This is a genomic window from Aerococcus sp. HMSC23C02 (assembly GCF_001806805.1).
Lineage (GTDB): Bacteria > Bacillota > Bacilli > Lactobacillales > Aerococcaceae > Aerococcus > Aerococcus sanguinicola.
Genome location: NZ_KV786057.1, coordinates 1 through 21,390, shown reverse-complemented (window position 1 = coordinate 21,390; position 21,390 = coordinate 1). Strand labels below are relative to the sequence as shown.

Sequence of the window (21,390 nt, the reverse complement as noted above, 5' to 3'; positions counted from 1 at the left end):
GGAGGTCGCAGGTTCGAGTCCTGCCTCCGCAATTACGAGCATAATATATACTTGGTCCGGTGGTGTAGGGGTTAACATGCCTGCCTGTCACGCAGGAGATCGCGGGTTCAAATCCCGTCCGGACCGTTTTTCTTTTTTGGTCCAATAGCTCAGTTGGTAGAGCACTTGATTGAAGCTCAAGGTGTCGGCAGTTCGACTCTGTCTTGGACCATTACATGCTAATATTGGCCCGTTGGTCAAGCGGTTAAGACACCGCCCTTTCACGGCGGTAACACGGGTTCGAATCCCGTACGGGTCATTTATAAAGGTTGGGAATCTGTCCCAGCCTTTATTTTTTTATCTGAGATTTTTCTCGCTTTATTGATTGTTCGTCTAAAGTTAGCTATAATTATGTAATGAAATATTATACAAAATTTGATTGAATTGAAGGGAAAGATAAGTTTGCGGCAGTTTTTGAAAAAGAGAAAATTGATTGTGCTGCTTGTGAGTATCATGACCTCCCTGAGTTTAATTTTCTTCTCGCTCTTTGGTAGTCATGAAACCCCTAAGCCTATTTCCTGGATGAATGATCTGACAGCTGTCGTTGGGAGAGCAGTATCTTCGCCAGGAAATTTTGTGATGAATTTTGGGGATTCGGTTGCTTCATTGAAGAATACCTATGAAGAAAATCAATCGTTGAAAAAGCAAATTGGGGTCCTCCAAGATTTAAAAGTACAGAATGAAAGTTTAAAAGCTGAAAATAAGGAACTCAATGATCTCTTGGAAATTAAGCCAACCCTGGTGGATAAAAAAGTCATTGGCGGTAATGTCATTGCCCGGTCACCAGACTTTTGGGTGGATTATATTACTATCGACTTGGGCTCTAATAATGGCCTGACAACGGATATGTCGGTGATGAGTGCGAGCGGCTTGATTGGACGGATTGTGGAAGTGAATCCAACCAGTTCTAAAGTCCAATTACTGACTTCAACGGCTAATAATTCTATGGAAGTTGCTGCTAGCATCCAGATCAAGGACCAGATTGTTCATGGGGTGATCAAGGAGTATGACCGTAAAGAGCAAGAACTGATCCTCAGCCAGGTCGCCCAAGATGCTAAAATCAACAAGGGAGACATGGTCACTACCTCTGGCCTCGGCGGTGTTTCGCCTGAAGGGATTATCATTGGTGAAGTGATTGAGGCTAAAACGGACGAATTTGGCCTCTCGCAGAAGGTGCGGGTTAAACCGGCGGCTGACTTTGATGATATCCGTAAGGTCTTTGTAGTGATGCAGGACGAAGAAGCTAAGCAGGCCAGAGAAGAAGCTGACCAGGCAGAAGGAGAGGGATCTGATGAAGATTCAAGCAATGAGTAATTACTTTCGTCGGCGCTTTGCTCTTCCAATTCTCTTGATTCTAATCTTATTATTGGATGGTTCCTTGCAGGTGATGCTTTTGAAGAATTTGGGTGAAGTCAATTATTCGATGACTTCTTCGCTCACAATCATTGCCCTGACTATCTTGAGTATTTACTGCCAAAGGGTGAATCTTCTCTATCTTTCGGCCATCGTCATAGGCTTTATCTTCGATACCTATTACTCGCGAGTGCTCGGTGTGAATCTCTTTATTATGCCATTGATTTGTTTTGCTACTCGCTATTTCGCCCAACACTTCCGCATTAACTTTTACAGTGTTTGGTTTTGGACCATGATTGTCTATCTCACTTATGGCCATTTGATTTATTTTATTTTTTCTATTTTTAATTTAGAAAAACCCCAGTATGGTATCTTTCTCTTCCAGCATTTGCTGCCTTCCTTGCTCTTTAACGGCTTGATGGCTTTTATCTTGAACTACTGCTTGGAACGATTTGCCGAATGGATAAATAAGTAAAAAAGGACTTGCAAAATTTCAAAACTTGTCTATAATGAGTATAAGTTAAAAATAAAAGCGTTGATTGGAAGAGGTCATTGAAGACTTGCCAAGAGAGATTATGGTCGCTGCGAATAATCCAAGTCTGATGTCTACACACCCATGAGCTGGTCTTGTACCCGTGTTTGAGCGTTAATCATGTGTAAACTTTACACACAGAGATAGTCTATGTGAGTAGGCTATGAACAAAGGTGGAACCACGTAATTAACGTCCTTTCGTATGATACGAAAGGATTTTTTTATTAATAGGAAATGATGTTGACGGGAAAAAGTTTAGGAAGGTCTTTACAGAGAGCTAGGCGAGCTGAGAGCTAGCAAGACCTACTAAATGGCACACCCCAGAGTTGCTAATCGGAAATGTTTGGCCGTGTTGGAGCGTTAATCCTGTGTCAGTTCCTCTGACATGCTGAGGCTAGCCATGTGAATGTCTAGCGAATAAAGGTGGCACCACGTCTTCTAACGTCCTTTAGTCAATGACTAGAGGACGTTTTATTATGATTAAATAAAGAAAGGATGAGTCCCATGAAAAAAATGCTGAAACTGAGCTGTATTGCCTGGCTCTTCGCACTATTTCTGCCCTTATTATCTGTTTTTCCAACCCCAGTTGAGGCTAAGGAGAACCACTATGTGATTGGCTTAGATGATACTTTCTCTCCCATGGGTTTTCGGGATAATGAAGGGAAATTAATCGGCTTTGATATCGATTTAGCCGAGGCAGTGGCTGACCTGAATGGTTGGTCGATTGACTTCCAGCCTATTGATTGGTCGATGAAGGAGACTGAATTGAATACTGGAAACATCGATATGATCTGGAACGGATTTGGGATTACACCCGAGCGGGAAAAACAATTTCTCCTGACTGAGCCCTATATCGACAGTAAGCAAATGATTATTACGCGCGCCGATGATTCGATTGATGACTTAGAGGACCTAGCCGGTAAGAAAGTGGGCAGTCAATCGGGTTCGACGACAGCAGAGGAAATGAAGACCTGGCCGAATGACTTGTACAAGCGTTTGGACGGTGAGCCTGTTCTCTATCCTAGCTACAATGAGGTCTTTGCTGACTTGGACGCTGGGCGGATTGATGCCATTGCAACAGGAACCATCTACGGTCTCTACACCCTCCAACAGCGCCCTGAAGGCCAGTACAAGTACTTCGTCAATGAAGACTATGTCGAACCCATGGCCGTGGCCCTGCGTAAGGAAGATACCCAGCTCAAGGAAACAATTGACCAAAGCATCCAGACACTAAAAGAAAATGGCACTTATGATGAGATCTACAACAAATGGTTTGCTGGTGACCAGACAGCTGACCGGGGCCAATCTCTGGTCATGACCGTTCTTCCCTCTTTACTGTCAGCCTTTAAGATGACCTTCTTGATCTTTATTGTGGTCCTAATTTTAAGTATCCCAGTAGGCTTCTTAATCGCTATTCTACGGGTATTCGGACCTAAGTGGTTACAAGGCCTCATTGAAGCCTATGTCTTTGTGATGCGAGGCAGTCCACTCATGCTCCAACTGATGGTTTTCTTCTTCGGCCTACCTTACATCGGGCTGAGCTTGGACCGCTTTACCGCCGCTATCTTCGCCTTCGTGATTAACTACGCAGCTTACTTTACAGAGATTTTCCGCGGTGGGATCTCGTCTGTCCCTGATGGTCAATTCGAAAGTATTAATGTCCTGGGAATCGGCCACTTCCGCGGCTTTAGACGGATCATCCTACCCCAGGTGATGAAGATTGTGATGCCTTCTGTGGGCAATGAAGTGATTTCTCTCGTTAAGGACACCTCCCTCGTCTATGTAATTGGTCTGGGCGAACTCTTAAGAGCTGGTTCGATTGCAGCCAATACCTATGCGACACTGACCCCTTACTTACTCTGTGGGGCAATTTACTTACTCTTTACAGCGGTCGTGACCTTCTTCTTAAAAGGTATCGAAAGTCGAATCGACTGGTAGTAGAAAGGAGCACAAGATGGCATTATATGTAGAAGGGCTCTCCAAAGCCTATAACAACAACCAAATTATTGACCAATTTTCTTGCCAGATTGAAGGAGGCGAAATCGTCATCCTACTCGGTAAGTCAGGAACAGGGAAGACAACTTTTATGCGCCTGATTAATAATTTAGAAAAAGCCGACCAAGGCAGTATTCGCATCAATGATCAGTACCTCTGCCGGGCAGGGGCGGGCGGCGCCGACTATCTCAGCAAGGCTGACCAGCGTGCCTATCAAAATAATCTGGGCATGGTCTTCCAAGACTTCCAACTATTTCCGAATTTTACCGTTTTAGAAAATCTGATGGAAGCCCCCCTGGCTCAGAAACTTGACAGCCAGGAAGCAATCAAAGCCCAAGCTTTAAACTTATTAGATCGGGTCGGCTTGTCCGACAAGGCAGAGGTCAAACCTTCTACCTTGTCTGGGGGGCAAAAGCAACGGGTAGCTATTGCCCGGGCCCTGATGTTGAATCCCGATGTGATTTGTTTTGACGAACCAACTTCGGCTCTTGACCGGGAATCGGCCAACCAAGTCGGTAGCTTGATTCAGGACCTGGCGGATAGTGGCCAGGCGGTCTTAATTGTCACCCACGATACCGAATTCGGTCGTGAATATGGGACACGCATTATTTCGTCGAGCGATTTTAAATAAGGCTTGGCTAATCTATAATAACTCCAAATCAAAAATGATTCTTTAACAAATTGTATTGGTGAGCATCCGTTTCACTGTTGAATTTGGCCCTTAAAGAGCCATGGCACCGGTTCGGGCCAAGGTCCCTCACCTAGCGAGCTTCAAAGGGCTAGTAAGGCTTACGCCAACTATCCCTAATTCACATCTAGTCGGGGTCGGTCTGACAGCTTTCGTGTCACTTCACAAGTCTTCGCCGCAGTCTATGAGACTGCTCTGTTGACTTGCTCCAGTGAACGAAAGCTAACCGTCAGCCCTCTCACCCTGAAACTTGCTTGTTCATGGCTAAGGGCAACTTCAACGCTCCACTCCTGCTCAAAAATAACTTGTACCATTTTTGATTAGCTTAAGGTGAATCTAAAAAAGTTAGAGAATCTAAAAAGCAGCACCAATCCGTTATTTTTAAAGGGATCTGGTGCTGCTTTTATTTTGGTCTAATGATAGGGCCTAGTCGGCAACGATGTCGTTGACGTCTTCTTCTGGCAAGTCGGAGAAGGGACGGAGGTAAACGAGGGCAAAGGCCACGCCAAAGGAAATGGCAATGGAAATGAGGCAGTTAATCAAGTTGGACATGTCCCCATCTGGGCTGATAAAGATAGGGAGGGCAGCAATTCCTGGGTTGGCAAAGGCGTAGGCATAAACCTGGCTGATACCGGCATAGAGTCCGCCTGCCAGTCCACCGACGATCGAAGCCATCAGAACGGACTTAATGGGGATGGCGACGCCGTAGAGGCCTGGCTGAGAGACGCCCATGGCAGCTGTTACACAAGCTGACAAGTTATACTGCTTGTAGGCACTGTGCTTGGTCTTAAAGAAGACAGCCAGAACAGCACCTGATAGGGCCATATTGGCGGCCAGCATGCCAGGGTTAAAGAAGGTATCGGTACCGCTTGCTGCAATAGTTTGGGTAACAACTGGGAAGAGGGCGTAATGGGCGCCAAACATGACCACGAAGAGGCCAAATCCTCCTAAGAGGGCGGGCACCAACCATTCGGCTCTGGAACTGAGGAAGTCCACTAAGGCAACCAAGCCGTCGCCTAGAACAGTCCCGAGCGGCCCTAAAACTGAAATTCCCAGTATACAGGTTGTGAGCAGGACCAGGACAGGAGCGAAGCCCCCGCGCACAATCTCTGGAATGACCTTGTACCAGAACTTTTCAATATAGGACTGGGCAAAGGTGATCAGAATGATCGGGATCACGGAACTAGGGTAGTTACCTGGTGGCAGAGGGATGCCAAAGAAGTCCGCGCTCCCATCATAATTGGCCAATTCGCTGGTAATTTCCGGATGGAGCAGGAAGGCGGCTGTCGCCATAGCCAGGATCTGGTTGGCCCCAAAGACCTTAGCAGCTGAATTAGCGAGCAAGATAGGCAGAAAATAAAAGACAGCATTGGAGATGGAGTTGAGGATAATGTACTCTGCTTTGCCCTCCTGGATAAGGGAGAAGCTGTGCAAGAGGATGGTAATCCCCTGGAGAATACCAGCTGCCGTAAGTCCGATCAAAATCGGCGCAAAAATTTCCTTAATGGCATTGAGAATCTTATCCAAAAAAGAAAGTTCATCTTGAGTTTCAGACATATTGTGTCCTCCTTTAATGTATTTTTGACTCATCTTCATTATATAACATGAATAAGAGTCAATAGCAAAAAGGAAGGGGCTTTTCTGTAAAAGAAACAAAAAAAGCGTGAAATATTTTTCACGCTTCTAATGCAAAATTCTTTTATTTAATAATTGGAGCAGCTCCCGTAATAGCAGCTACGGCAATGAAGATGATAAAGATACCGAGGGCCCATTTACCGGATTCTTTTTGCCATTCGCCCATGTCAACTCCTGTTAGGTTGAAGAGGAGGTAGATGAAGGCAACGAGTGGACTGAGTAAGTGGAAGGCTTGTCCGAGTAGGGAGGCCACACCAATTTCTAAGGCTGTATAGCCATATTGGGTACCGGTTTGGTAGAGAACGGGCAGGACGCCGTAGTAGAAGGCATCGTTGGATAGGAAGAAGGTACCTGGTGCGGAGAGGACAGCTGTAATGAGCCCCCAAGCCCGGCCCCAACTTTCAGGGATAATGGTAGTCAAGCTTTGGGCCAGGGCATCTGCCATGCCTGTTCCTGTGAACAAGCCCATGAAGATCCCGGCAGCAAAGACTAGGATAACCACTTGGACAGCGTCACCAGCATTTTCTTGGATGCGATTCTTTTGTTGCTTGAGATCAGGGTAGTTAATGATTAGAGCCAGCACCGTCCCTGTAAGGAAGAGGAAGAGGGCTGGGAACCAACCAGAGACGAGGAAGAAGATCAGAGTGATGGTCATGATAAGGTTCACCCAGAAGAGTTTCGGACGTTTCATGGCCTGCTCTTCATCAGATTTAGCAGCAGTGAGGGCTTGAATATCTTCTTCGCTTAGCTCCTGAATCCCCACACGTTTACGTTCGCGGACACCTAGGAAGACGGACAGACCGAGCACATAAATAGCGGAGATCACCATACCTGGCGCTAGGGCCCGGATAACTTCTTGGTCGTTCAAGCTAAGCACGGAGATGGCCCGGGCAGTTGGTCCACCCCAAGGCAAGAGGTTCATAATGGTATTCATTAAAATAATCAAGACAGCCAAGTTCATCATCCTTAAATTAAGCTTCTTATAGATAGGAATGAAGGCTGTACATACAATAAGGGTTGTTGTCGTCCCGTCCCCGTTGAGGGAAACCACCATAGAGATGAAAGCAGTGGCAAAGAGAATCTTGACCGGGTCTCCTTTAGCGAAGCGGATCATCTTTTCCGTGATGGGGTCAAACATCCCGGCATTCAGCATGATGGCGAAGTAGAGGATGGCAAAGAGCAGCATAATCCCTGTGGTTGCCGTTTGACCAACCCCGTCGACAGCGAATTCGCCTAGGGAAGTGATCCGTTCAAAGAGACTTGGATTATTGATGAAGGCATCTTCGACTTCCGGATTAGGAACCGGGAAGAGACCAGCAATAGCTGCAATCAGAGCAAAAATTAAAGGGATACTAATTAAAGCCGTAAAGGGCGACATTTTCTTTTTAATGATCACGAACATAAAGATGATGATCATCAAATAACTTAAAACAGTTAACATATCATTTCCTCCTAGATCTTATGATCAGTATTCTATTTACAAAAAATCCCAACAAACCTCCTTTGATCATGTTTTCACATAAAGACTATTATAGATGAATTTTCTCTCATTTGACAAGTCCTCATATGAAGAATACTTAATTTAATTTAGATGATAAAGGATTGTAAGCGCTATTTCAATAGTGATCGAGAATAAAACACCAAAAGAACATTAATGATAGCGTTCACATGAATAATCTGTCTTAAGTGCAGTAAAAAAACAACATGGGCTGAAATCTTTCGTTATAATCAAGTTAACAAGAACTTATTGGAAAGGAGGCGCCTCATGGGATTATTTTCTCGCATTCAGCACTTATTTCAAAGCAAGGAGCCTGCCACTGACCCGGTTGAGCCCGAAAGGAAGAAGCTAGCTGACCTTCCCCAAGCTGAGGCCAGTGAGGATTGGATTGAGCGGAGCGGTTTAGACCCTGAAGAGGCTTGCACGGTCGCAGCGATCGCCGCGGCTTGCGTGACAGGGGCCCGGTCAGATACGGTCTTTCGGATTAAGTCCATCGAAGCGGTTGACCTCGACCAGGAATTAGCAGGCATCTTGACCGCTTGTATCCTTGCCCATGACCAGGAAGACAGCCACTACCGCGTCAAACGCATCGAACGCATTTCATAAACAGTCAAAATAAAGGAGAAAACATCATGTTAAGAAAATTTCGTGTCCGTTTAAATGATAAAGAATATATGGTAGAAATGGAAGAATTAACGCCTGGCTTCGAAGCTCCTGCAGCTCAAGAGGCCCCAGCCCAAGCCGTTCCAGCTCCTGCACCAAGTCAAGCGCCAGCCGAAGCAGCTTCTGAGCCCAGCCCAGCCCCAGCTCCTGCTAGCCAACCTGGCTCAGGTGAAGAAGTGACGGCTCCTATGCCAGGGACGATTCTAAATGTCCTGCTTCAACCGGGAGAGACCGTTGCTGAGTCGCAAGCGGTTGTTGTCTTAGATGCCATGAAGATGGAAAATCAAATTGTAGCACCCAAGGCTGGCCAAGTGACTTCTATCTTAGTCAAAGAAGGCCAAACGGTTGATGTGGGTGAGACCCTATTTACAGTGGAATAGAATAGAAGGGAAGACACATTATGGAAGCTTTATTACAGGGATTCCTGGCCATCACCTGGCAGAAGATCGTGATGATGCTGATCGGGGTTGTGCTCATTTACCTAGGAATCAAAAAAGAATACGAACCAACGCTCTTAATTCCCATGGGCCTAGGCACCATCCTCGTAAACATTCCTTTTTCAGGGATGATTACCCAACCTGGAGGCCCAGTTGGTGTCTTAGATGAACTTTTTAACTTTGGGATTGCAACGGAACTCTTCCCACTCCTTATCTTTATTGGGATTGGGGCAATGATTGACTTTGGTCCCTTGCTGCAGAATCCGTCCATGCTCTTCTTTGGGGCAGCTGCCCAGTTCGGGATTTTCTTTACGATCTTTGTCGCCCTTGCAGCTGGCTTTAGCCTCCAACAGGCCGCTTCAATTGGGATTATCGGTGCGGCGGACGGACCAACTTCCGTCTTTGTCTCCAACCAATTGGCTCCTGAACTCTTAGGACCAATTACAGTAGCAGCCTATTCTTACATGTCTCTGGTGCCTATTATCCAGCCACCAGCCATTAAATTAGTTACAACTAAGAAAGAACGCCAAATTCGGATGAAATACCGGTCAGAAGGCGTGTCCCAGACGACTAAGATTTTCTTCCCGATTATCATTACTATTGTCGCAGGTTTGATTGCGCCGGCTTCACTGCCCCTAGTTGGTTTCTTGATGTTCGGTAACCTCATGCGGGAATGCGGGGTCTTAGACCGCTTATCAGATACCGCCCAGAATGAATTGGTTAACTTGATTACGATCCTACTCGGGATTACCATTGCCTCAACGATGACGGCGGAAGCCTTCCTCAACGTGCAGACCTTGATGATCATTGCATTTGGTTTGGTTGCCTTTATTATGGACTCCATTGGGGGCGTGCTCTTCTGTAAGCTGATCAATATCTTCCGCAAAGAAAAGATTAATCCAATGATCGGTGCCGCTGGGATTTCAGCCTTCCCCATGTCTGCCCGGGTCATCCAAAAAATGGCGACGGAAGAAGATCCTCAGAATTTCGTTCTAAACTATTCAATTTCAGCCAATGTATCCGGTCAGATCGGATCGGTAGTTGCCGGTGGTCTTATCCTAGGCTACTTTGTCGGTATGTAGAGGGAGGTTATCGCCATGAATGAGAATTTTGTTCACGCTTTTCAAATTCTAGCTTTAGGTTGGGGAGGCATCTTTGTTGTGATGGGCTTTCTCTACCTAGCTGTGAAGGTCTTGCTCAAGGTCTTCCCAACAGAAGATAAGTAGTTATTAGAGAGTGAAGGACTGATTAGGATCGACTTAACAATACAAAAACTTAGAGTAAAACGGTCGAGCTATGACCGGGCCCTCTGGTTGGACTTGCTCAACTGTGCTGGACTCAAAGAAGAAAAAAATTTGGATGCAACGTACGGCCTCTTTGATGGCGAAGACTTGGTGGGGACGGCTTCCTACCAAGCCAATATCCTCAAGTGCTTAGCGATCCGCCAGGCCTATGCTGGCGGGGCAGCCTTCCACCAACTGATTTCCTTTCTTTTAACAGAGATCTACCGGGCAGGCTATGACGATGTCTTAGTCTTTACCAAGGCCTCTAAACGGCAGACCTTTGAACACTTGGGCTTTGATCTGCTAGTAGAGACCGAAGACGTGGCCTTTATGGAGCGGTCCCAGGAGGGGATAGACAGCTATCTTGCCGCCATTAAGGACCAGGCTCCCTTTACAGGAGACCAAAGTTTAGGAGCGGTCGTGATGAATGCCAATCCCTTCACTAAGGGGCACCGCTACTTAATTGAAGAGGCCCTCAAGGCAGTGGACGGACTCTATGTCTTCGTTCTCTCCGAAGACCGGTCGCTCTTCGATAAGGAAACACGCTTAGACTTGGTGCGCCGTGGCACTGCCGACCTGGATTCAGTTTATGTGGTGGAGACCAAGCACTATATGGTTTCCCAGGCTACTTTTCCAGCTTACTTCCTCAAGGCCGACCAGTCAGCAGTCAGAGCCCAAGCAGCTGTTGATGCTCGCTTATTTAAGGAAAGGATTGCACCAAGCTTGGGGATCAGCCAGCGCTTTGTAGGGGAAGAACCCTTGAGCCCGACGACTGCAGCCTATAACCAAGTGATGGCAGAAGTTTTTGCCCCTGAGCTTAAGCTAAATATTATCCCGAGACGGCATTTAGACCGAGACGGAGAAGTTATCTCAGCCTCCAAGGTTCGTCGCTTAGTCTTAGATGGTGATTTAGAAGCCGCTAAAAACTATCTGCCAGAGACTAGTCGAGCCTTTATCGAATCCCCAGCATGCCAGGCCATGATCGCCAAACGAAAGGATCTGAGCCAAGTCCATGACTATTGATACTGTGAAAAAACTTAGCCAAGCCTTGCAAACAGGCCCGCTCTGTAACTTAGAGGATGCCCTGGATAGCCGCGAAGCTCGGGCTAGTCTCCAGGAAGCTTGGTTAAATCAGGCGCCAGTTGGAGCGACTTTAATTGCTCTCAAGCTGAATATGCCGGGCCCCTATAAGCGCAGCCCGCTCAGCGACCAAGTCTTTGACCTGGCCAAGTCCGACCTTCAAGATTATTGCCGGGAGACCTTCGCCGGGGCAGTGGTGAAGGAGGGGGGCCGCTCTAGTTTGGCTGGTAGGGAATACTTTATCTTAGTTGACCAAGCTGCGTCTGAAGTCAAATCATGCCTAGTCGAGCTAGAGGAAGAAACAGACCTTGGCCGCTTGATGGATATTGACTGTCTCTACATGGATGAAGCCGGCCAGCAAGAAAGTTTAAGCCGTGTTCAAGTGGGGCTGCCCAAGCGCAAGTGTTTTGTCTGCCAACGTGATGCTAAGCTTTGTGCACGGAGCCGCCAGCATGATTTTGACACGATTTACCAGGCTATTGCTAAGATGATTGTAGAGGATGGGAGAATACAAGATGAAGAAATCAATTAAAATTGTCGAAACAGTTCTCCGGGATGGGCACCAGTCGCTAGCCGCTACGCGCATGCGAACAGAGCAGATGCTGCCTATCCTCGAGGAGATGGACCAAGCCGGTTACTATGCCCTGGAATGCTGGGGCGGGGCGACTTTTGATGCCTGCCTGCGCTATCTCAATGAGGATCCCTGGGAACGCTTACGCCAGATTCGCTCAGTGGTAAAAAACACTAAATTACAGATGCTCTTAAGGGGACAAAACCTCTTAGGCTACCACAACTACCCGGATGATGTGGTCGACGCCTTCATCCAAAAGGCTGTTGAGAATGGGATCGATATCTTCCGTATTTTCGACGCCTTGAATGATGTGCGGAACTTGGAAACGGCCATTCGTGCGGTGAAGAAGTACGGGGCCCATGCCCAGGGTACCCTTTGTTATACCATTTCGGAAGTGCATACCGATGCTTATTATTTCAACTTAGTGGACCAATTGCTAGACCTGGGTGTCGATTCCATCTGTCTCAAGGACATGGCGGGAATCTTAACCCCGGCTCGTGCCTATAGCCTAGTGACAGGAATCAAGGCGCGGACGGACTTGCCCGTAGATATCCACACCCATGCGACCGCTGGCATTTCAGAAATGACTTATCTTAAAGCTGTCGAAGCAGGGGCAGATATCATCGATACCGCCATTTCACCTTTCTCAGGGGGAACCAGCCAACCAGCCACAGAAAGTCTGCACATTAGCCTAGACGAGCTCGGCTATGACGATGGTCTAGATACGCCACTTTTAGAAAAGATTGCCGATTATTTTGCGCCAATCCGGGATGAATTCCTGGAAGAAGGGACGATCAATCCGAAGGTGATGCAGACAGAACCGCGTGCCTTGCTCTACCAAGTACCGGGCGGGATGCTGTCCAATCTCTTGTCTCAGCTAACAGAAGCTGGTCAGGAAGATAAGTATGATGCAGTCCTCAAAGAGGTGCCGCGGGTTAGAGAAGACCTCGGTTTCCCACCCTTGGTAACACCGCTTTCGCAAATGGTCGGCACCCAGGCTGTGATGAATGTCCTAACCGGGGAACGCTATAAGATGGTCCCCAAGGAAATTAAGGACTATGTGAAGGGACTCTACGGGAAGTCACCGGCTCCAATTGCTTCTGACATCCGCCAGCAAATTATTGGCCAGGAAGAGGTCCTTGAAGGCCGGCCAGCAGACCGCTTGGATCCAGGACTTGAGGCTGCTCGCCAGGAAAGTCAAGACTTTGCTCAGAGCGAAGAAGATGTGCTCAGCTATGTCGCATTCCCCGCCCAGGCGGAGCATTTCTTGAGGAAGCGTCAGGACCCTTGGTATGATGTCCCAGTACAAAATGTTAGCATAGAAATGTAATCTGATATAATAAGAGTGTCATTAAATAAAGGAGGAAGACGCTATGGAATTACAAGATAAGGCTCAGGCAGGAACCATCGAGTCGAGCGATGTTCGGGTCACGGTTGAACCTGCTACAAGCCGTCAAATTCAAGTGGACTCAACCGTCTATGCCCAATTTGGAGAAGCTATTGAGGCGACCATTGAAGAGGTTTTAGACCAATTAGAAGTGGACGGGGTTAAGCTCTATGCCGATGACCATGGAGCTCTAGATTGTACCATCCGTTCGCGCGTACAGACAGCAATTTTTAGATCAATCAATCAAACAGAAGGTTTACCATGGGGGACGAAGCTATGAGAAGATCAGTAAGAAGAACGATGATGTTTCTGAATACCCAGCGGGCTTCTTTAGTCAAGGATCCTTATGTCTACGGACCAGACTGTGTGATCCTGGACTTAGAGGACGCGGTATCAGAAAACGAAAAGGATTCTGCACGTATTCAACTCTACAACACGCTCAAGTATTTAGATTACGGGGAAACCGAAATTTGGGTGCGGATTAACCCACTCGATACGCCTTACTATAAGGAAGATATTCGGGCCGCTGTGGCGGGGCAATGCGATGGTATTCGGATTGCTAAGACCGAGACTGCAGAGGATGTCCATATTGTTGAAGGCTTAATCGAAGAAGCGGAAGAAGAATTTGGTGTGGAAAAGGGCTCAACCATGATTATGGGGGCCATCGAATCACCAACCGCTGTCTTTAATGCTAAAGAGATTGCCGAAGCCAGTGAGCGCATGATGGGGATTGCCCTATCCGCAGGGGACTATCGCCGGGAACTTCACGCCCAGGTTACAGAAGGCGGAGAAGAATTATTTGTTGCCCGGTCGATGATCTTAATGGCTGCTCGGGCGGCAGGCATTATGGCCTTCGATACCGTTTATACAGATGTGGACAATATTGAAGGCTTGACCAAGGAAACAGAACTCATCAAGGACATGGGCTTCGACGGCAAGTCCTTGATTAGTCCAAAACAAATTGCACCGGTTCACGATGTCTTTACACCAAGTGCCAAGGAAATCCGCAATGCTGAAAATATTATTTTAGCTTTAGAAGAGAACAAACGGAAAGGGATTGGTGTACTGGTCGTTGATGGCAAGATGGTGGACGTAGCCTGGGTTGAAGGGGCTCAGCGGACACTGGACATTGCCAAGGCATCCGGGCTCTATAAGGGGGATTTAGCATGAAAAACGCAGTTGGACGCGATATACCAGAAGAATTACTAGCGGACGGTGTTGAAGTCTACCAAGGCCTTGACTACCGGCAAGATTATGACTACCAAAAGGCGACGCCTAAAACACGGGCCAATGTCCGCTCAGACCAATCCAAACTAGTTTCTCTAAAAGAAGCTATTGAAAAGACTGGCCTTAAAGATGGGATGACCATTTCCTTCCACCACCACTTCCGGAATGGGGACTACACCATGCCAACCGTGATGAAGGCCATCCATGAAATGGGGATCAAGGATCTTTATATCTGTGCTTCCAGTTTGGGCAAGGCAGCTAAAGACATTGTACCGATGATCGAAGACGGCACCATTACCCGGATTTCATCCTCTGGGGTGAGAGACGAAGTGGGCGAAGCCATTTCGACTGGTAAGTTGAAACATCCGGCCATGATTCGGACACACGGCGGTCGGGTCCGTGCCATTGAGACCGGCCAAGTCCATATCGATGTGGCCTTTATCGGGGCACCCTCTGCCGATGAATTAGGGAATGCCTCAGGTAAAGGGGGACGGTCAGACTGTGGCGTCCTCTCCTATGCCAATGTGGATGCTGAGTATGCGGACAAGGTGGTTGTCTTAACCGATACCCTAGTGCCAACGCCCAACCATCCGGCTAGCATTTCCTCTATCTATGTGGACTATGTGGTTGAAATCGATGAAGTGGGAGACCCAGCTAAGATTGCTTCCGGTGCCATCCGCTTGACCGATGACCCGCGCGAATTAAAGATTGCCCAAAGTGCAGCTGAAGTGGTTGTTAACACCCCTTACTTTGAAGATGGTTACACCTTCCAAACAGGGGCTGGCGGATCTTCACTCGCCGTTACCCGCTTCCTCAAGCCTTATATGGATGCTAAGGGGATTAAGATGGGTTGGGCCCTTGGTGGGATCACCGAACCCATGGTCAACCTGCTCAAAGAAGGCTATATTGGAGCTATCTTAGACACCCAAGATTTCGATACAGCTTCCGTGGCTTCAGTCCATGAAACGCCTAACCACTTTGAAATCTCAACCTCTGAATACGCCAATCCTTTCAATAAGGGGGCCTATGTTAACTATCTCGATTATGTGATCCTCGGCGCTCTGGAAGTGGATACCGACTTCAATGTTAACGTGGTCCAAGGTTCAGATGGCATGATCCAAGGGGCACCAGGCGGCCACCCCGATACATCAGCAGGGGCCAAGGTAACGATCATTGTAACGCCTCTTGTGCGGAGCCGGATTCCTTCCATCAAGGACCGGGTAACCTCTGTCACTACGCCAGGAGAAAGTGTTGACGTGGTAGTGACCGATAATGGCATTGCTGTTAACCCACAGCGTCAAGACTTGATTGACAGCCTCCAAGCCGCAGGGGTTGAATTAACGACCATCGAAGCCTTAAAAGAAAAAGCCTATGACTTGGTAGGCACGCCTAAGGACTTAGAATTCGAAGACCAAGTGGTTGCCTTGGTTGAATACCGCGATGGGACCATTATTGATACCATTAAGAAGATTAAAAGCTAAGCTTTAGCTAAAAAAGAAATTAATTTCGCCTAGCAGATGTTTCTGCTAGGTTTTTCATTTATAATATAAGTAGCGTGTGAGGAAAGTTGTAGGTCTGAATTAGTGAAGTAAAGTGATTCAAGACTCTAGTAGGCTAGTCGGCCTTTATGGAGTAGATACTATGGATGATTTAATATATTTAATTTATAAAAAAGTGAAACTAAGCTTTTAGAGAGGTGATAAGATGGCAGAAAAAGATCGCTTGGTCCAGTACTGCCGGACGGAAAGCCAAAAGGGAGGAAAGACACTCAGTCAAATCGTTTACGAAGGGCTTAGGATGGTCATCCTCGACGGGACCATCCCTGTCGGCGAACGGATTAACGAAAAAGTTTATGCCGATTCCCTGAATATTAGCCGGACCCCGATCCGGGAGGCTTTGCGCCGGGCGGAAGAAGAGGGGCTAGTGGAGTATATTCCCCAGCATGGCTATATGGTCAAGAATATTAAGGCCGAAGACGTAGCTGAAATCTATCAATTAAGAAAGAGCTTGGATACAATCGCGACCATTAATGCGGCTAAAAAGATGGGAGACAAAGAATTTAAAGACTTGGAGGGCATCCTTAACCGGGGGGAGGCGGCCTATGAAGGGGCTAGTCTTGAAGGCTTGACTTCTTCTTGGAAGGGATTCAATGAATATATCTATGAGCAGGCTCAGATGCCGCGCTTGCAGAGTATTGTCTCCACCCTTTATGAATACCTCAGCCGTTTCCGTTCTTTGTCCATTAATGACCGGCAGCGGCGGCGGGCTGCCCTGGATGACCACTGGGTAATTTACCATTATATGAAGGAACAGCGTTTCGATAAGCTCCAGGAAGTGATCTATAAGCACCTGGCAACATCTGAAAAACACATCCGCCTAGCTGTGGAGCGCGAAAGCCAACAAAATAATAACTTGGATGTTCCCGAAGAAGAGCTCAGCCTAGCAGAGGACTTCCAGCTTAGTCCTAGCCAAAGTGTAGCCGTTAAATCGAAAGATGAAACCTTACTCCTAGCCCAGCTCGCGGAACAGGGGGTCCTTCGTGAAATCATGGTCTGGCCTAAGCCAGGTCTGGTTGATCCGACCAATAATGGGGCCCATGACGATATGACCCCTAAACTCTTTGTCGAAAGCGCAACGGCTCTCTTTCCTTATTTTATTCAAGCCGCTCAGTTGGGATATAATGACCAGCGTCCCCAACCCCTCTTCCAAGCCCTGCGCCAGGCTGGGGTTGAAGCAGAGAAGGACATGTTCCAGGCAACAGGCGGGGTGAACACGCATAAGGGCATTGTCTTCTCCATGGGTATCTTTTTAGCGGCGACGGCTGCCGTCATGGTGACCCACGGCGATATTGACCTCTTAAAAGGTCCTTGCCCTCAGAGCGATAAGCATCCCAGCCTCCATGCGGAAAAAGAAAAAGTTCTGGAAAGCATTCAAACCATGATCCAGAACATGACCCAGGGCTTAATCACTAAGGACTGGGCCAATCTCGACCAGAAAAGTCAGCTGACCCATGGGGAAAAGATGTACCTGGAATACGGGATCAAAGGTATCCGCGAAGAAGCAGAGAAGGGCTATCCTACTCTCATCATGGCAGGCCTTAACTTCCTCAAAGCCATGCGCCAAAATCATCCGAAAACAGCCGAACACCGGCTCCTCCTCTATCTCATGTCCAGGGTTGAAGACACCAATGTCTTAAAAAGAGGAGGGATTGAAGCCTATCATTGGCTCCAATTGACCAGCCGCCAGCTCCTCGACCAGGACTTGTCCGACCACGACCTAATCAAAGAACTCGACCGTTTCAACCAGGCTTGTATTTACTACAATGTAAGCCCTGGCGGCGCGGCAGACCTATTAGCAGTAGCCCTCTTCCTAGAGAAATTTATGGAGAAAATTATTTTTAAATAAGACTTGACCTCCTCTTTAGGAAATGGTAACATAATAGCGTTGTATTTCTGTGACCACCAGATCTGCAACCGCTCATTGTAAGCTTTCAAGTGCCAAGGCCGCTTACCATGGCGAGTCTAAGTTATTTAAGGAGGTGCGTTACATGTACGCAATTATCAAAACAGGTGGAAAACAAGTTAAAGTTGAAGAAGGCCAAACAATCTACGTTGAAAAATTAGATGTTGAAGCTGGCGAAAAAGTCACTTTTGACCAAGTTGTCTTCGTTGGAGGCGACCAAGTTAAAGTGGGAACTCCTCTCGTTGATGGGGCAAGTGTTGAAGCAACTGTTGAAAAACACGGCCGTCAAAAGAAAGTCACTACTTTCAAATACATCAAGAAGAAAGACTCACGTCGTAAACAAGGTCACCGTCAACCTTACACTAAATTAACCATCAACAGCATCAATGCTTAAGCATGATTAAGGTTCAATTTAAAGAAAATCAAGACAAGCACTTTGTCAGCATGGAAATTTCAGGCCATGCTATGGCCGGTGACTACGGGGAAGACGTTGTCTGTGCGGGGGTTTCAGCTCTGAGCATTGCTTTAGTCAATAACCTTGAACGCATGGCAGGTATCCAAGCCCTGGTCGAATCCGACCCTGAGGCGGGTTATCTCTATGTCGAACTCCCCCGGGAACTGACGGCTGAACAAAGAGCGCTCGTTGATATCCTATTCGAGCAGTGCCAACTGGCCTTGAAGGAGGATATCGCAAGTAATTATCCAGACTATGTCCAATATGTCCAAGGGTAAGTTAATAAAGGAGGAAGCTCACATGTTAAAAATGAATTTACAATTCTTCGCCCACAAAAAAGGTGGCGGCTCAACTGCCAACGGTCGTGATTCAGAAGCTAAACGTTTAGGTGCTAAACGTGCTGATGGTCAAGAAGTAACTGGCGGTTCAATCCTTTACCGTCAACGCGGGACTAAAGTACATCCAGGGATCAATGTAGGTCGCGGTGGCGATGATACTTTATTCGCACTTGTAGACGGCGTTGTTCGTTTCGAACGCAAGGGCAAGAACAAAAAACAAGTTTCTGTGTATCCAGTAGAAGCTTAATTACGAGAAAGAAAATCAGGTCGATTCTACTTTGAATGAAGGGGAATCGACCTTTTTCATTAAGGAGGTTTAACGTGTCGACTGAACACATCCAAGCAGCCTATGACAAACTGAACCAAGCCAACCAAATCATGATGGAAGCCCTCGACTTCTCTTACACGGAGGCCTGGCATGAAAATCTGCAAAATATTGCTAACGGGGTCCTCCAAGTGATCGATGGCCAGCCTGATCCTGAGACTGCTCAAAGGATCCAAACCCTTTATGACCAAGTCGATTGGGATAAGTTCTCTGAGCGCGAACGCCTGCAAGTTCTCCAATTGATCTTCCTAGAAGCTGAGCGCCAGGACCAGCTCCAAGCCAACCACCAGATGACCCCAGCTGGCATTGCCATGCTTTTGACCTATTTCGCGAGCCGTTTGCTCCAAACGAGGGGGCAGTCTAAAGAGACGCCGCTCAAAGTCTTTGACCCAACAGTAGGGACAGGCAACCTGCTCTTGATGGTCCAGAGAGGCCTTGAAGAAGGGGGCTACCAAGTGGCTTCAGTAGGCTATGACAATGACGACTTACTCTTAGCGATTGCTGACCAGTCCTTTAAATTCTTGGACCGGCAAGCCAAGCTCTATTACGGTGATGTCCTCCAGAATTTACTCTTGGAGCCAGTAGACTTGGTAGTGGCTGACTTGCCAGTGGGCTATTACCCTCTCGATGAACAGGCCAAGGCCTTCAAAGCTAATACTATGGACCAGGGGACGCCCCACGCTTATGCCCATTATCTGATGATCGAACAGAGTCTGAAGTATATGCAAGAAGGGGCCTGGGGGATCTTCTTAGTGCCTACCCAGATTCTCCAGGAAGACTATTCTGCTCAATTGGTCCAAGCCATCACCCAGACCGGTTACTTCCAAGCCTTTCTAAACTTGCCAGCGGAACTCTTCCGCCAAGCCAAGGCGCGCAAGTCGGTTCTTATGGTGCAAAAGCAGGGCGCTGCGGCCAAACAAGCTGAAAACGTGCTCATTGGTGATATACCTGACCTAAAAGATCAAGAAAATATGGAGAAATTCATAGACAGTTTTAGCAAGTGGACCCAAGACGTGTTATAATAAAAGTATCGTACCTAGTTGTACCATAATAAAAACTTATGTGAAGAGGAGAAAAAGTATGTCAAAAGTTTTTACAATTAATGCAGGCTCATCTAGTTTAAAATTCTCAATCTATGAAGTTCCTTCTGAAGAAGTGATTTCATCTGGTATTATCGAACGGATCGGCTTAAAAGATTCGATCGTATCCGTTAAATTCCAAGGGGAAAAGCATGAAGAAACCCTAGATATTGAAGATCATGAAGTTGCGATCAACCACTTACTCAAAAAATTAGAAGAGCTTAAAGTGATTGAAAGCTTTGATGAAATCGCTGGCTCTGGCCACCGGATTGTGGCAGGGGGCGAACACTTTAAAGACTCTGCCTTACTTGATGAAGAAGACATTCAAAAAGTAGAAGAATTGGCTGACTTTGCCCCTCTACATAACCCAGCAGAAGCTAAGGTTATCCGTGCTTTCCAAAAAGTTCTACCTGGCAAACCAACTGTGGGTGTCTTTGATACCTCCTTCCACACCACTATGCCAGAAAAGGCTTATCTCTATTCTGTGCCTTTTGAATACTATGAAAAACACCAAGCCCGTCGCTATGGCGCACACGGTACCTCTCATAAGTATGTGGCAGAACGTGCTGCTGAATTAGAAGGTAAAGACATTAAGGACCTCAAGATCATTACCTGCCATATCGGGAATGGTGGTTCGATTACAGCGGTTGACGGCGGCAAGTCTGTAGATACTTCAATGGGCTTCACCCCTCTAGCTGGGATTACTATGGGGACCCGTTCCGGCGACGTTGATCCTTCCTTACTCCAATACATCATGGAAAAAGAAGGCCTCAGCATGGATGAAATGATTACTATCTTGAATAAGAAGTCTGGCTTATTGGGTATCTCAGGCGTCTCTTCTGATATGCGTGACGTTGAAGCAGCTGCGGCTGAAGGCAATGAACGTGCCCAAGTGGCTTTAGATATCTACTATGACCGTGTTCGTAAATATGTTGGTTCCTACTTAACCGTTCTGGGTGGAGCTGATGTTATTGTCTTCACTGCTGGTGTCGGCGAAAACTCCGCTTCCTTCCGTGAAGAAATTTGTAAAGACATGGAATGGGCTGGTATTAAATTAGATAGCGAACGCAATGATACTCGCGATGAAGCTAAGATTTCAGCTGATGATTCCAAAGTAGCTATCTGGACAATTCCAACTGATGAAGAATTGATGATTGTCCGCGATACCGTACGTCTAGGTAATATCTAGAGTCAATCATTATTAAAAGAAAAGCGTGCTTTCTGGCTCAGCTGAGTCAGAGGCACGCTTTTTTACTTTGAAAAATAAGATTTTGCCTTATTGAAGGCCCTTTCCCAAATTCTGCAGGCGAGCATCCGTTCCGCTTTTGAATTTGATCGTTAAAT

22 protein-coding genes, 4 tRNA genes, 1 pseudogene and 1 other annotated feature (1 of these 28 only partly in view) are annotated in these 21,390 nt (G+C 47.1%); of the genes and pseudogenes, 25 read left to right on the top strand and 2 right to left on the bottom strand.

The window, feature by feature from the left end:
* From HMPREF3090_RS09865 to HMPREF3090_RS06160, 9 genes and pseudogenes are all read left to right on the top strand, one after another.
* A tRNA-OTHER gene (locus tag HMPREF3090_RS09865) sits at positions 1–25 on the top strand (it extends 46 nt beyond the left edge of the window).
* A 28-nt stretch (positions 26–53) separates the two neighbouring features.
* A tRNA-Asp gene (locus HMPREF3090_RS06190) sits at positions 54–126 on the top strand.
* A 12-nt stretch (positions 127–138) separates the two neighbouring features.
* Positions 139–211, top strand: a tRNA-Phe gene (locus HMPREF3090_RS06185).
* A 15-nt stretch (positions 212–226) separates the two neighbouring features.
* Positions 227–298 (top strand) — tRNA-Glu (locus HMPREF3090_RS06180).
* A gap of 116 nt (positions 299–414) precedes the next feature.
* On the top strand, positions 415–1,353 hold the full coding sequence (mreC, locus tag HMPREF3090_RS06175) for a rod shape-determining protein MreC (protein WP_306345451.1): 939 nt from the start codon (positions 415–417) through the stop codon (positions 1,351–1,353).
* Complete coding sequence (mreD, locus tag HMPREF3090_RS06170) at positions 1,331–1,867, top strand: rod shape-determining protein MreD (RefSeq protein WP_067971841.1); 537 nt, start codon at positions 1,331–1,333, stop codon at positions 1,865–1,867. Before mreC ends, mreD begins: the two co-directional genes overlap by 23 nt.
* Before the next feature lie 552 nt (positions 1,868–2,419).
* Positions 2,420–3,190 (top strand): annotated as a pseudogene (locus HMPREF3090_RS10030) (amino acid ABC transporter substrate-binding protein); the annotation flags it as partial.
* A gap of 48 nt (positions 3,191–3,238) precedes the next feature.
* Positions 3,239–3,862, top strand: a complete 624-nt coding sequence (locus tag HMPREF3090_RS10025; protein ID WP_306345452.1) for an amino acid ABC transporter permease — start codon at positions 3,239–3,241, stop codon at positions 3,860–3,862.
* A 16-nt stretch (positions 3,863–3,878) separates the two neighbouring features.
* Positions 3,879–4,550: an amino acid ABC transporter ATP-binding protein gene (locus tag HMPREF3090_RS06160; RefSeq protein WP_067971836.1), complete on the top strand. Its 672-nt coding sequence runs from the start codon at positions 3,879–3,881 to the stop codon at positions 4,548–4,550.
* A 483-nt stretch (positions 4,551–5,033) separates the two neighbouring features.
* Here the strand turns inward: HMPREF3090_RS06160 and HMPREF3090_RS06155 are convergent, their stop codons facing one another.
* Together HMPREF3090_RS06155 and HMPREF3090_RS06150 are read right to left on the bottom strand one after the other, a co-directional pair.
* Positions 5,034–6,164 carry a PTS sugar transporter subunit IIC gene (locus HMPREF3090_RS06155; protein ID WP_070486184.1) on the bottom strand — a complete coding sequence of 377 codons (1,131 nt, stop codon included), beginning with the start codon at positions 6,162–6,164 and terminating at the stop codon, positions 5,034–5,036.
* A 142-nt stretch (positions 6,165–6,306) separates the two neighbouring features.
* Positions 6,307–7,683 (bottom strand): CitMHS family transporter, encoded by a 1,377-nt coding sequence (locus tag HMPREF3090_RS06150; RefSeq protein WP_067971830.1) that lies wholly within the window; start codon positions 7,681–7,683, stop codon positions 6,307–6,309.
* 324 nt (positions 7,684–8,007) lie between these two features.
* On the opposite strand from HMPREF3090_RS06150, the gene HMPREF3090_RS06145 reads away from it, so the two are divergent.
* The 16 genes from HMPREF3090_RS06145 (at position 8,008) to HMPREF3090_RS06075 (ending at position 21,235) form a co-directional block, all read left to right on the top strand.
* Positions 8,008–8,346 carry a hypothetical protein gene (locus tag HMPREF3090_RS06145; protein ID WP_067971826.1) on the top strand — a complete coding sequence of 113 codons (339 nt, stop codon included), beginning with the start codon at positions 8,008–8,010 and terminating at the stop codon, positions 8,344–8,346.
* Between the two features lie 26 nt (positions 8,347–8,372).
* Positions 8,373–8,783: a biotin/lipoyl-containing protein gene (locus tag HMPREF3090_RS06140; RefSeq protein ID WP_067971823.1), complete on the top strand. Its 411-nt coding sequence runs from the start codon at positions 8,373–8,375 to the stop codon at positions 8,781–8,783.
* Between the two features lie 20 nt (positions 8,784–8,803).
* Complete coding sequence (locus HMPREF3090_RS06135) at positions 8,804–9,922, top strand: sodium ion-translocating decarboxylase subunit beta (protein WP_067971819.1); 1,119 nt, start codon at positions 8,804–8,806, stop codon at positions 9,920–9,922.
* Positions 9,923–9,937: 15 nt separating this feature from the next.
* Positions 9,938–10,066 (top strand): OadG-related small transporter subunit, encoded by a 129-nt coding sequence (locus tag HMPREF3090_RS09985; RefSeq protein WP_252100469.1) that lies wholly within the window; start codon positions 9,938–9,940, stop codon positions 10,064–10,066.
* A gap of 87 nt (positions 10,067–10,153) precedes the next feature.
* On the top strand, positions 10,154–11,146 hold the full coding sequence (gene citC / locus HMPREF3090_RS06130; RefSeq protein WP_306345450.1) for a [citrate (pro-3S)-lyase] ligase: 993 nt from the start codon (positions 10,154–10,156) through the stop codon (positions 11,144–11,146).
* A complete protein-coding gene (citX, locus tag HMPREF3090_RS06125) occupies positions 11,136–11,735 on the top strand; it encodes a citrate lyase holo-[acyl-carrier protein] synthase (RefSeq protein ID WP_067971813.1) in 600 nt (199 codons plus the stop codon). Before citC ends, citX begins: the two co-directional genes overlap by 11 nt.
* Complete coding sequence (locus HMPREF3090_RS06120) at positions 11,719–13,104, top strand: oxaloacetate decarboxylase subunit alpha (RefSeq protein ID WP_070486180.1); 1,386 nt, start codon at positions 11,719–11,721, stop codon at positions 13,102–13,104. Before citX ends, HMPREF3090_RS06120 begins: the two co-directional genes overlap by 17 nt.
* 43 nt (positions 13,105–13,147) lie before the next feature.
* Entirely contained in the window at positions 13,148–13,441 is a 294-nt protein-coding gene (gene citD / locus HMPREF3090_RS06115; RefSeq protein WP_067971807.1) for a citrate lyase acyl carrier protein, read from the top strand.
* A 20-nt stretch (positions 13,442–13,461) separates the two neighbouring features.
* Complete coding sequence (locus tag HMPREF3090_RS06110) at positions 13,462–14,331, top strand: aldolase/citrate lyase family protein (protein ID WP_230080821.1); 870 nt, start codon at positions 13,462–13,464, stop codon at positions 14,329–14,331.
* Complete coding sequence (citF, locus tag HMPREF3090_RS06105) at positions 14,328–15,869, top strand: citrate lyase subunit alpha (protein WP_067971803.1); 1,542 nt, start codon at positions 14,328–14,330, stop codon at positions 15,867–15,869. The genes HMPREF3090_RS06110 and citF overlap by 4 nt, the downstream gene beginning before the upstream one ends.
* A 223-nt stretch (positions 15,870–16,092) precedes the next feature.
* Complete coding sequence (citG, locus tag HMPREF3090_RS09635) at positions 16,093–17,793, top strand: triphosphoribosyl-dephospho-CoA synthase CitG (RefSeq protein ID WP_067971799.1); 1,701 nt, start codon at positions 16,093–16,095, stop codon at positions 17,791–17,793.
* 56 nt (positions 17,794–17,849) lie between these two features.
* Positions 17,850–17,921: a sequence feature (ribosomal protein L21 leader region), on the top strand.
* Between the two features lie 14 nt (positions 17,922–17,935).
* The gene (rplU, locus tag HMPREF3090_RS06095; protein WP_067971788.1) at positions 17,936–18,244 is read left to right on the top strand and encodes a 50S ribosomal protein L21; all 309 of its coding nucleotides are present in this window, start codon (positions 17,936–17,938) and stop codon (positions 18,242–18,244) included.
* Between the two features lie 2 nt (positions 18,245–18,246).
* A complete protein-coding gene (locus HMPREF3090_RS06090; protein ID WP_067971786.1) occupies positions 18,247–18,582 on the top strand; it encodes a ribosomal-processing cysteine protease Prp in 336 nt (111 codons plus the stop codon).
* Positions 18,583–18,604: 22 nt separating this feature from the next.
* Entirely contained in the window at positions 18,605–18,889 is a 285-nt protein-coding gene (gene rpmA / locus HMPREF3090_RS06085) for a 50S ribosomal protein L27 (protein WP_067971784.1), read from the top strand.
* A 74-nt stretch (positions 18,890–18,963) separates the two neighbouring features.
* Positions 18,964–19,989, top strand: coding sequence for a class I SAM-dependent methyltransferase (locus HMPREF3090_RS06080; protein WP_067971781.1), 1,026 nt, complete (start codon positions 18,964–18,966; stop codon positions 19,987–19,989).
* 58 nt (positions 19,990–20,047) lie between these two features.
* Positions 20,048–21,235 carry an acetate/propionate family kinase gene (locus tag HMPREF3090_RS06075; protein ID WP_070486178.1) on the top strand — a complete coding sequence of 396 codons (1,188 nt, stop codon included), beginning with the start codon at positions 20,048–20,050 and terminating at the stop codon, positions 21,233–21,235.
* The last annotated feature ends 155 nt before the right edge of the window (positions 21,236–21,390 follow it).

What these genes read in the sequence shown, in the direction of transcription:
- HMPREF3090_RS10025 (WP_306345452.1), top strand. Translation starts at nt 3,239, where the DNA reads ATGACCGTTCTTCCCTCTTTACTGTCAGCCTTTAAGATGACCTTCTTG.
- HMPREF3090_RS06110 (WP_230080821.1), top strand. Translation starts at nt 13,462, where the DNA reads ATGATGTTTCTGAATACCCAGCGGGCTTCTTTAGTCAAGGATCCTTAT.
- HMPREF3090_RS06075 (WP_070486178.1), top strand. Translation starts at nt 20,048, where the DNA reads ATGTCAAAAGTTTTTACAATTAATGCAGGCTCATCTAGTTTAAAATTC.
- HMPREF3090_RS06160 (WP_067971836.1), top strand. Translation starts at nt 3,879, where the DNA reads ATGGCATTATATGTAGAAGGGCTCTCCAAAGCCTATAACAACAACCAA.
- rpmA (WP_067971784.1), top strand. Translation starts at nt 18,605, where the DNA reads ATGTTAAAAATGAATTTACAATTCTTCGCCCACAAAAAAGGTGGCGGC.
- citF (WP_067971803.1), top strand. Translation starts at nt 14,328, where the DNA reads ATGAAAAACGCAGTTGGACGCGATATACCAGAAGAATTACTAGCGGAC.
- HMPREF3090_RS06140 (WP_067971823.1), top strand. Translation starts at nt 8,373, where the DNA reads ATGTTAAGAAAATTTCGTGTCCGTTTAAATGATAAAGAATATATGGTA.
- HMPREF3090_RS06135 (WP_067971819.1), top strand. Translation starts at nt 8,804, where the DNA reads ATGGAAGCTTTATTACAGGGATTCCTGGCCATCACCTGGCAGAAGATC.
- HMPREF3090_RS09985 (WP_252100469.1), top strand. Translation starts at nt 9,938, where the DNA reads ATGAATGAGAATTTTGTTCACGCTTTTCAAATTCTAGCTTTAGGTTGG.
- citD (WP_067971807.1), top strand. Translation starts at nt 13,148, where the DNA reads ATGGAATTACAAGATAAGGCTCAGGCAGGAACCATCGAGTCGAGCGAT.
- rplU (WP_067971788.1), top strand. Translation starts at nt 17,936, where the DNA reads ATGTACGCAATTATCAAAACAGGTGGAAAACAAGTTAAAGTTGAAGAA.
- HMPREF3090_RS06145 (WP_067971826.1), top strand. Translation starts at nt 8,008, where the DNA reads ATGGGATTATTTTCTCGCATTCAGCACTTATTTCAAAGCAAGGAGCCT.
- HMPREF3090_RS06090 (WP_067971786.1), top strand. Translation starts at nt 18,247, where the DNA reads ATGATTAAGGTTCAATTTAAAGAAAATCAAGACAAGCACTTTGTCAGC.
- HMPREF3090_RS06155 (WP_070486184.1), bottom strand. Translation starts at nt 6,164, where the DNA reads ATGTCTGAAACTCAAGATGAACTTTCTTTTTTGGATAAGATTCTCAAT.
- HMPREF3090_RS06150 (WP_067971830.1), bottom strand. Translation starts at nt 7,683, where the DNA reads ATGTTAACTGTTTTAAGTTATTTGATGATCATCATCTTTATGTTCGTG.
- citX (WP_067971813.1), top strand. Translation starts at nt 11,136, where the DNA reads ATGACTATTGATACTGTGAAAAAACTTAGCCAAGCCTTGCAAACAGGC.
- mreD (WP_067971841.1), top strand. Translation starts at nt 1,331, where the DNA reads ATGAAGATTCAAGCAATGAGTAATTACTTTCGTCGGCGCTTTGCTCTT.
- HMPREF3090_RS06120 (WP_070486180.1), top strand. Translation starts at nt 11,719, where the DNA reads ATGAAGAAATCAATTAAAATTGTCGAAACAGTTCTCCGGGATGGGCAC.
- citG (WP_067971799.1), top strand. Translation starts at nt 16,093, where the DNA reads ATGGCAGAAAAAGATCGCTTGGTCCAGTACTGCCGGACGGAAAGCCAA.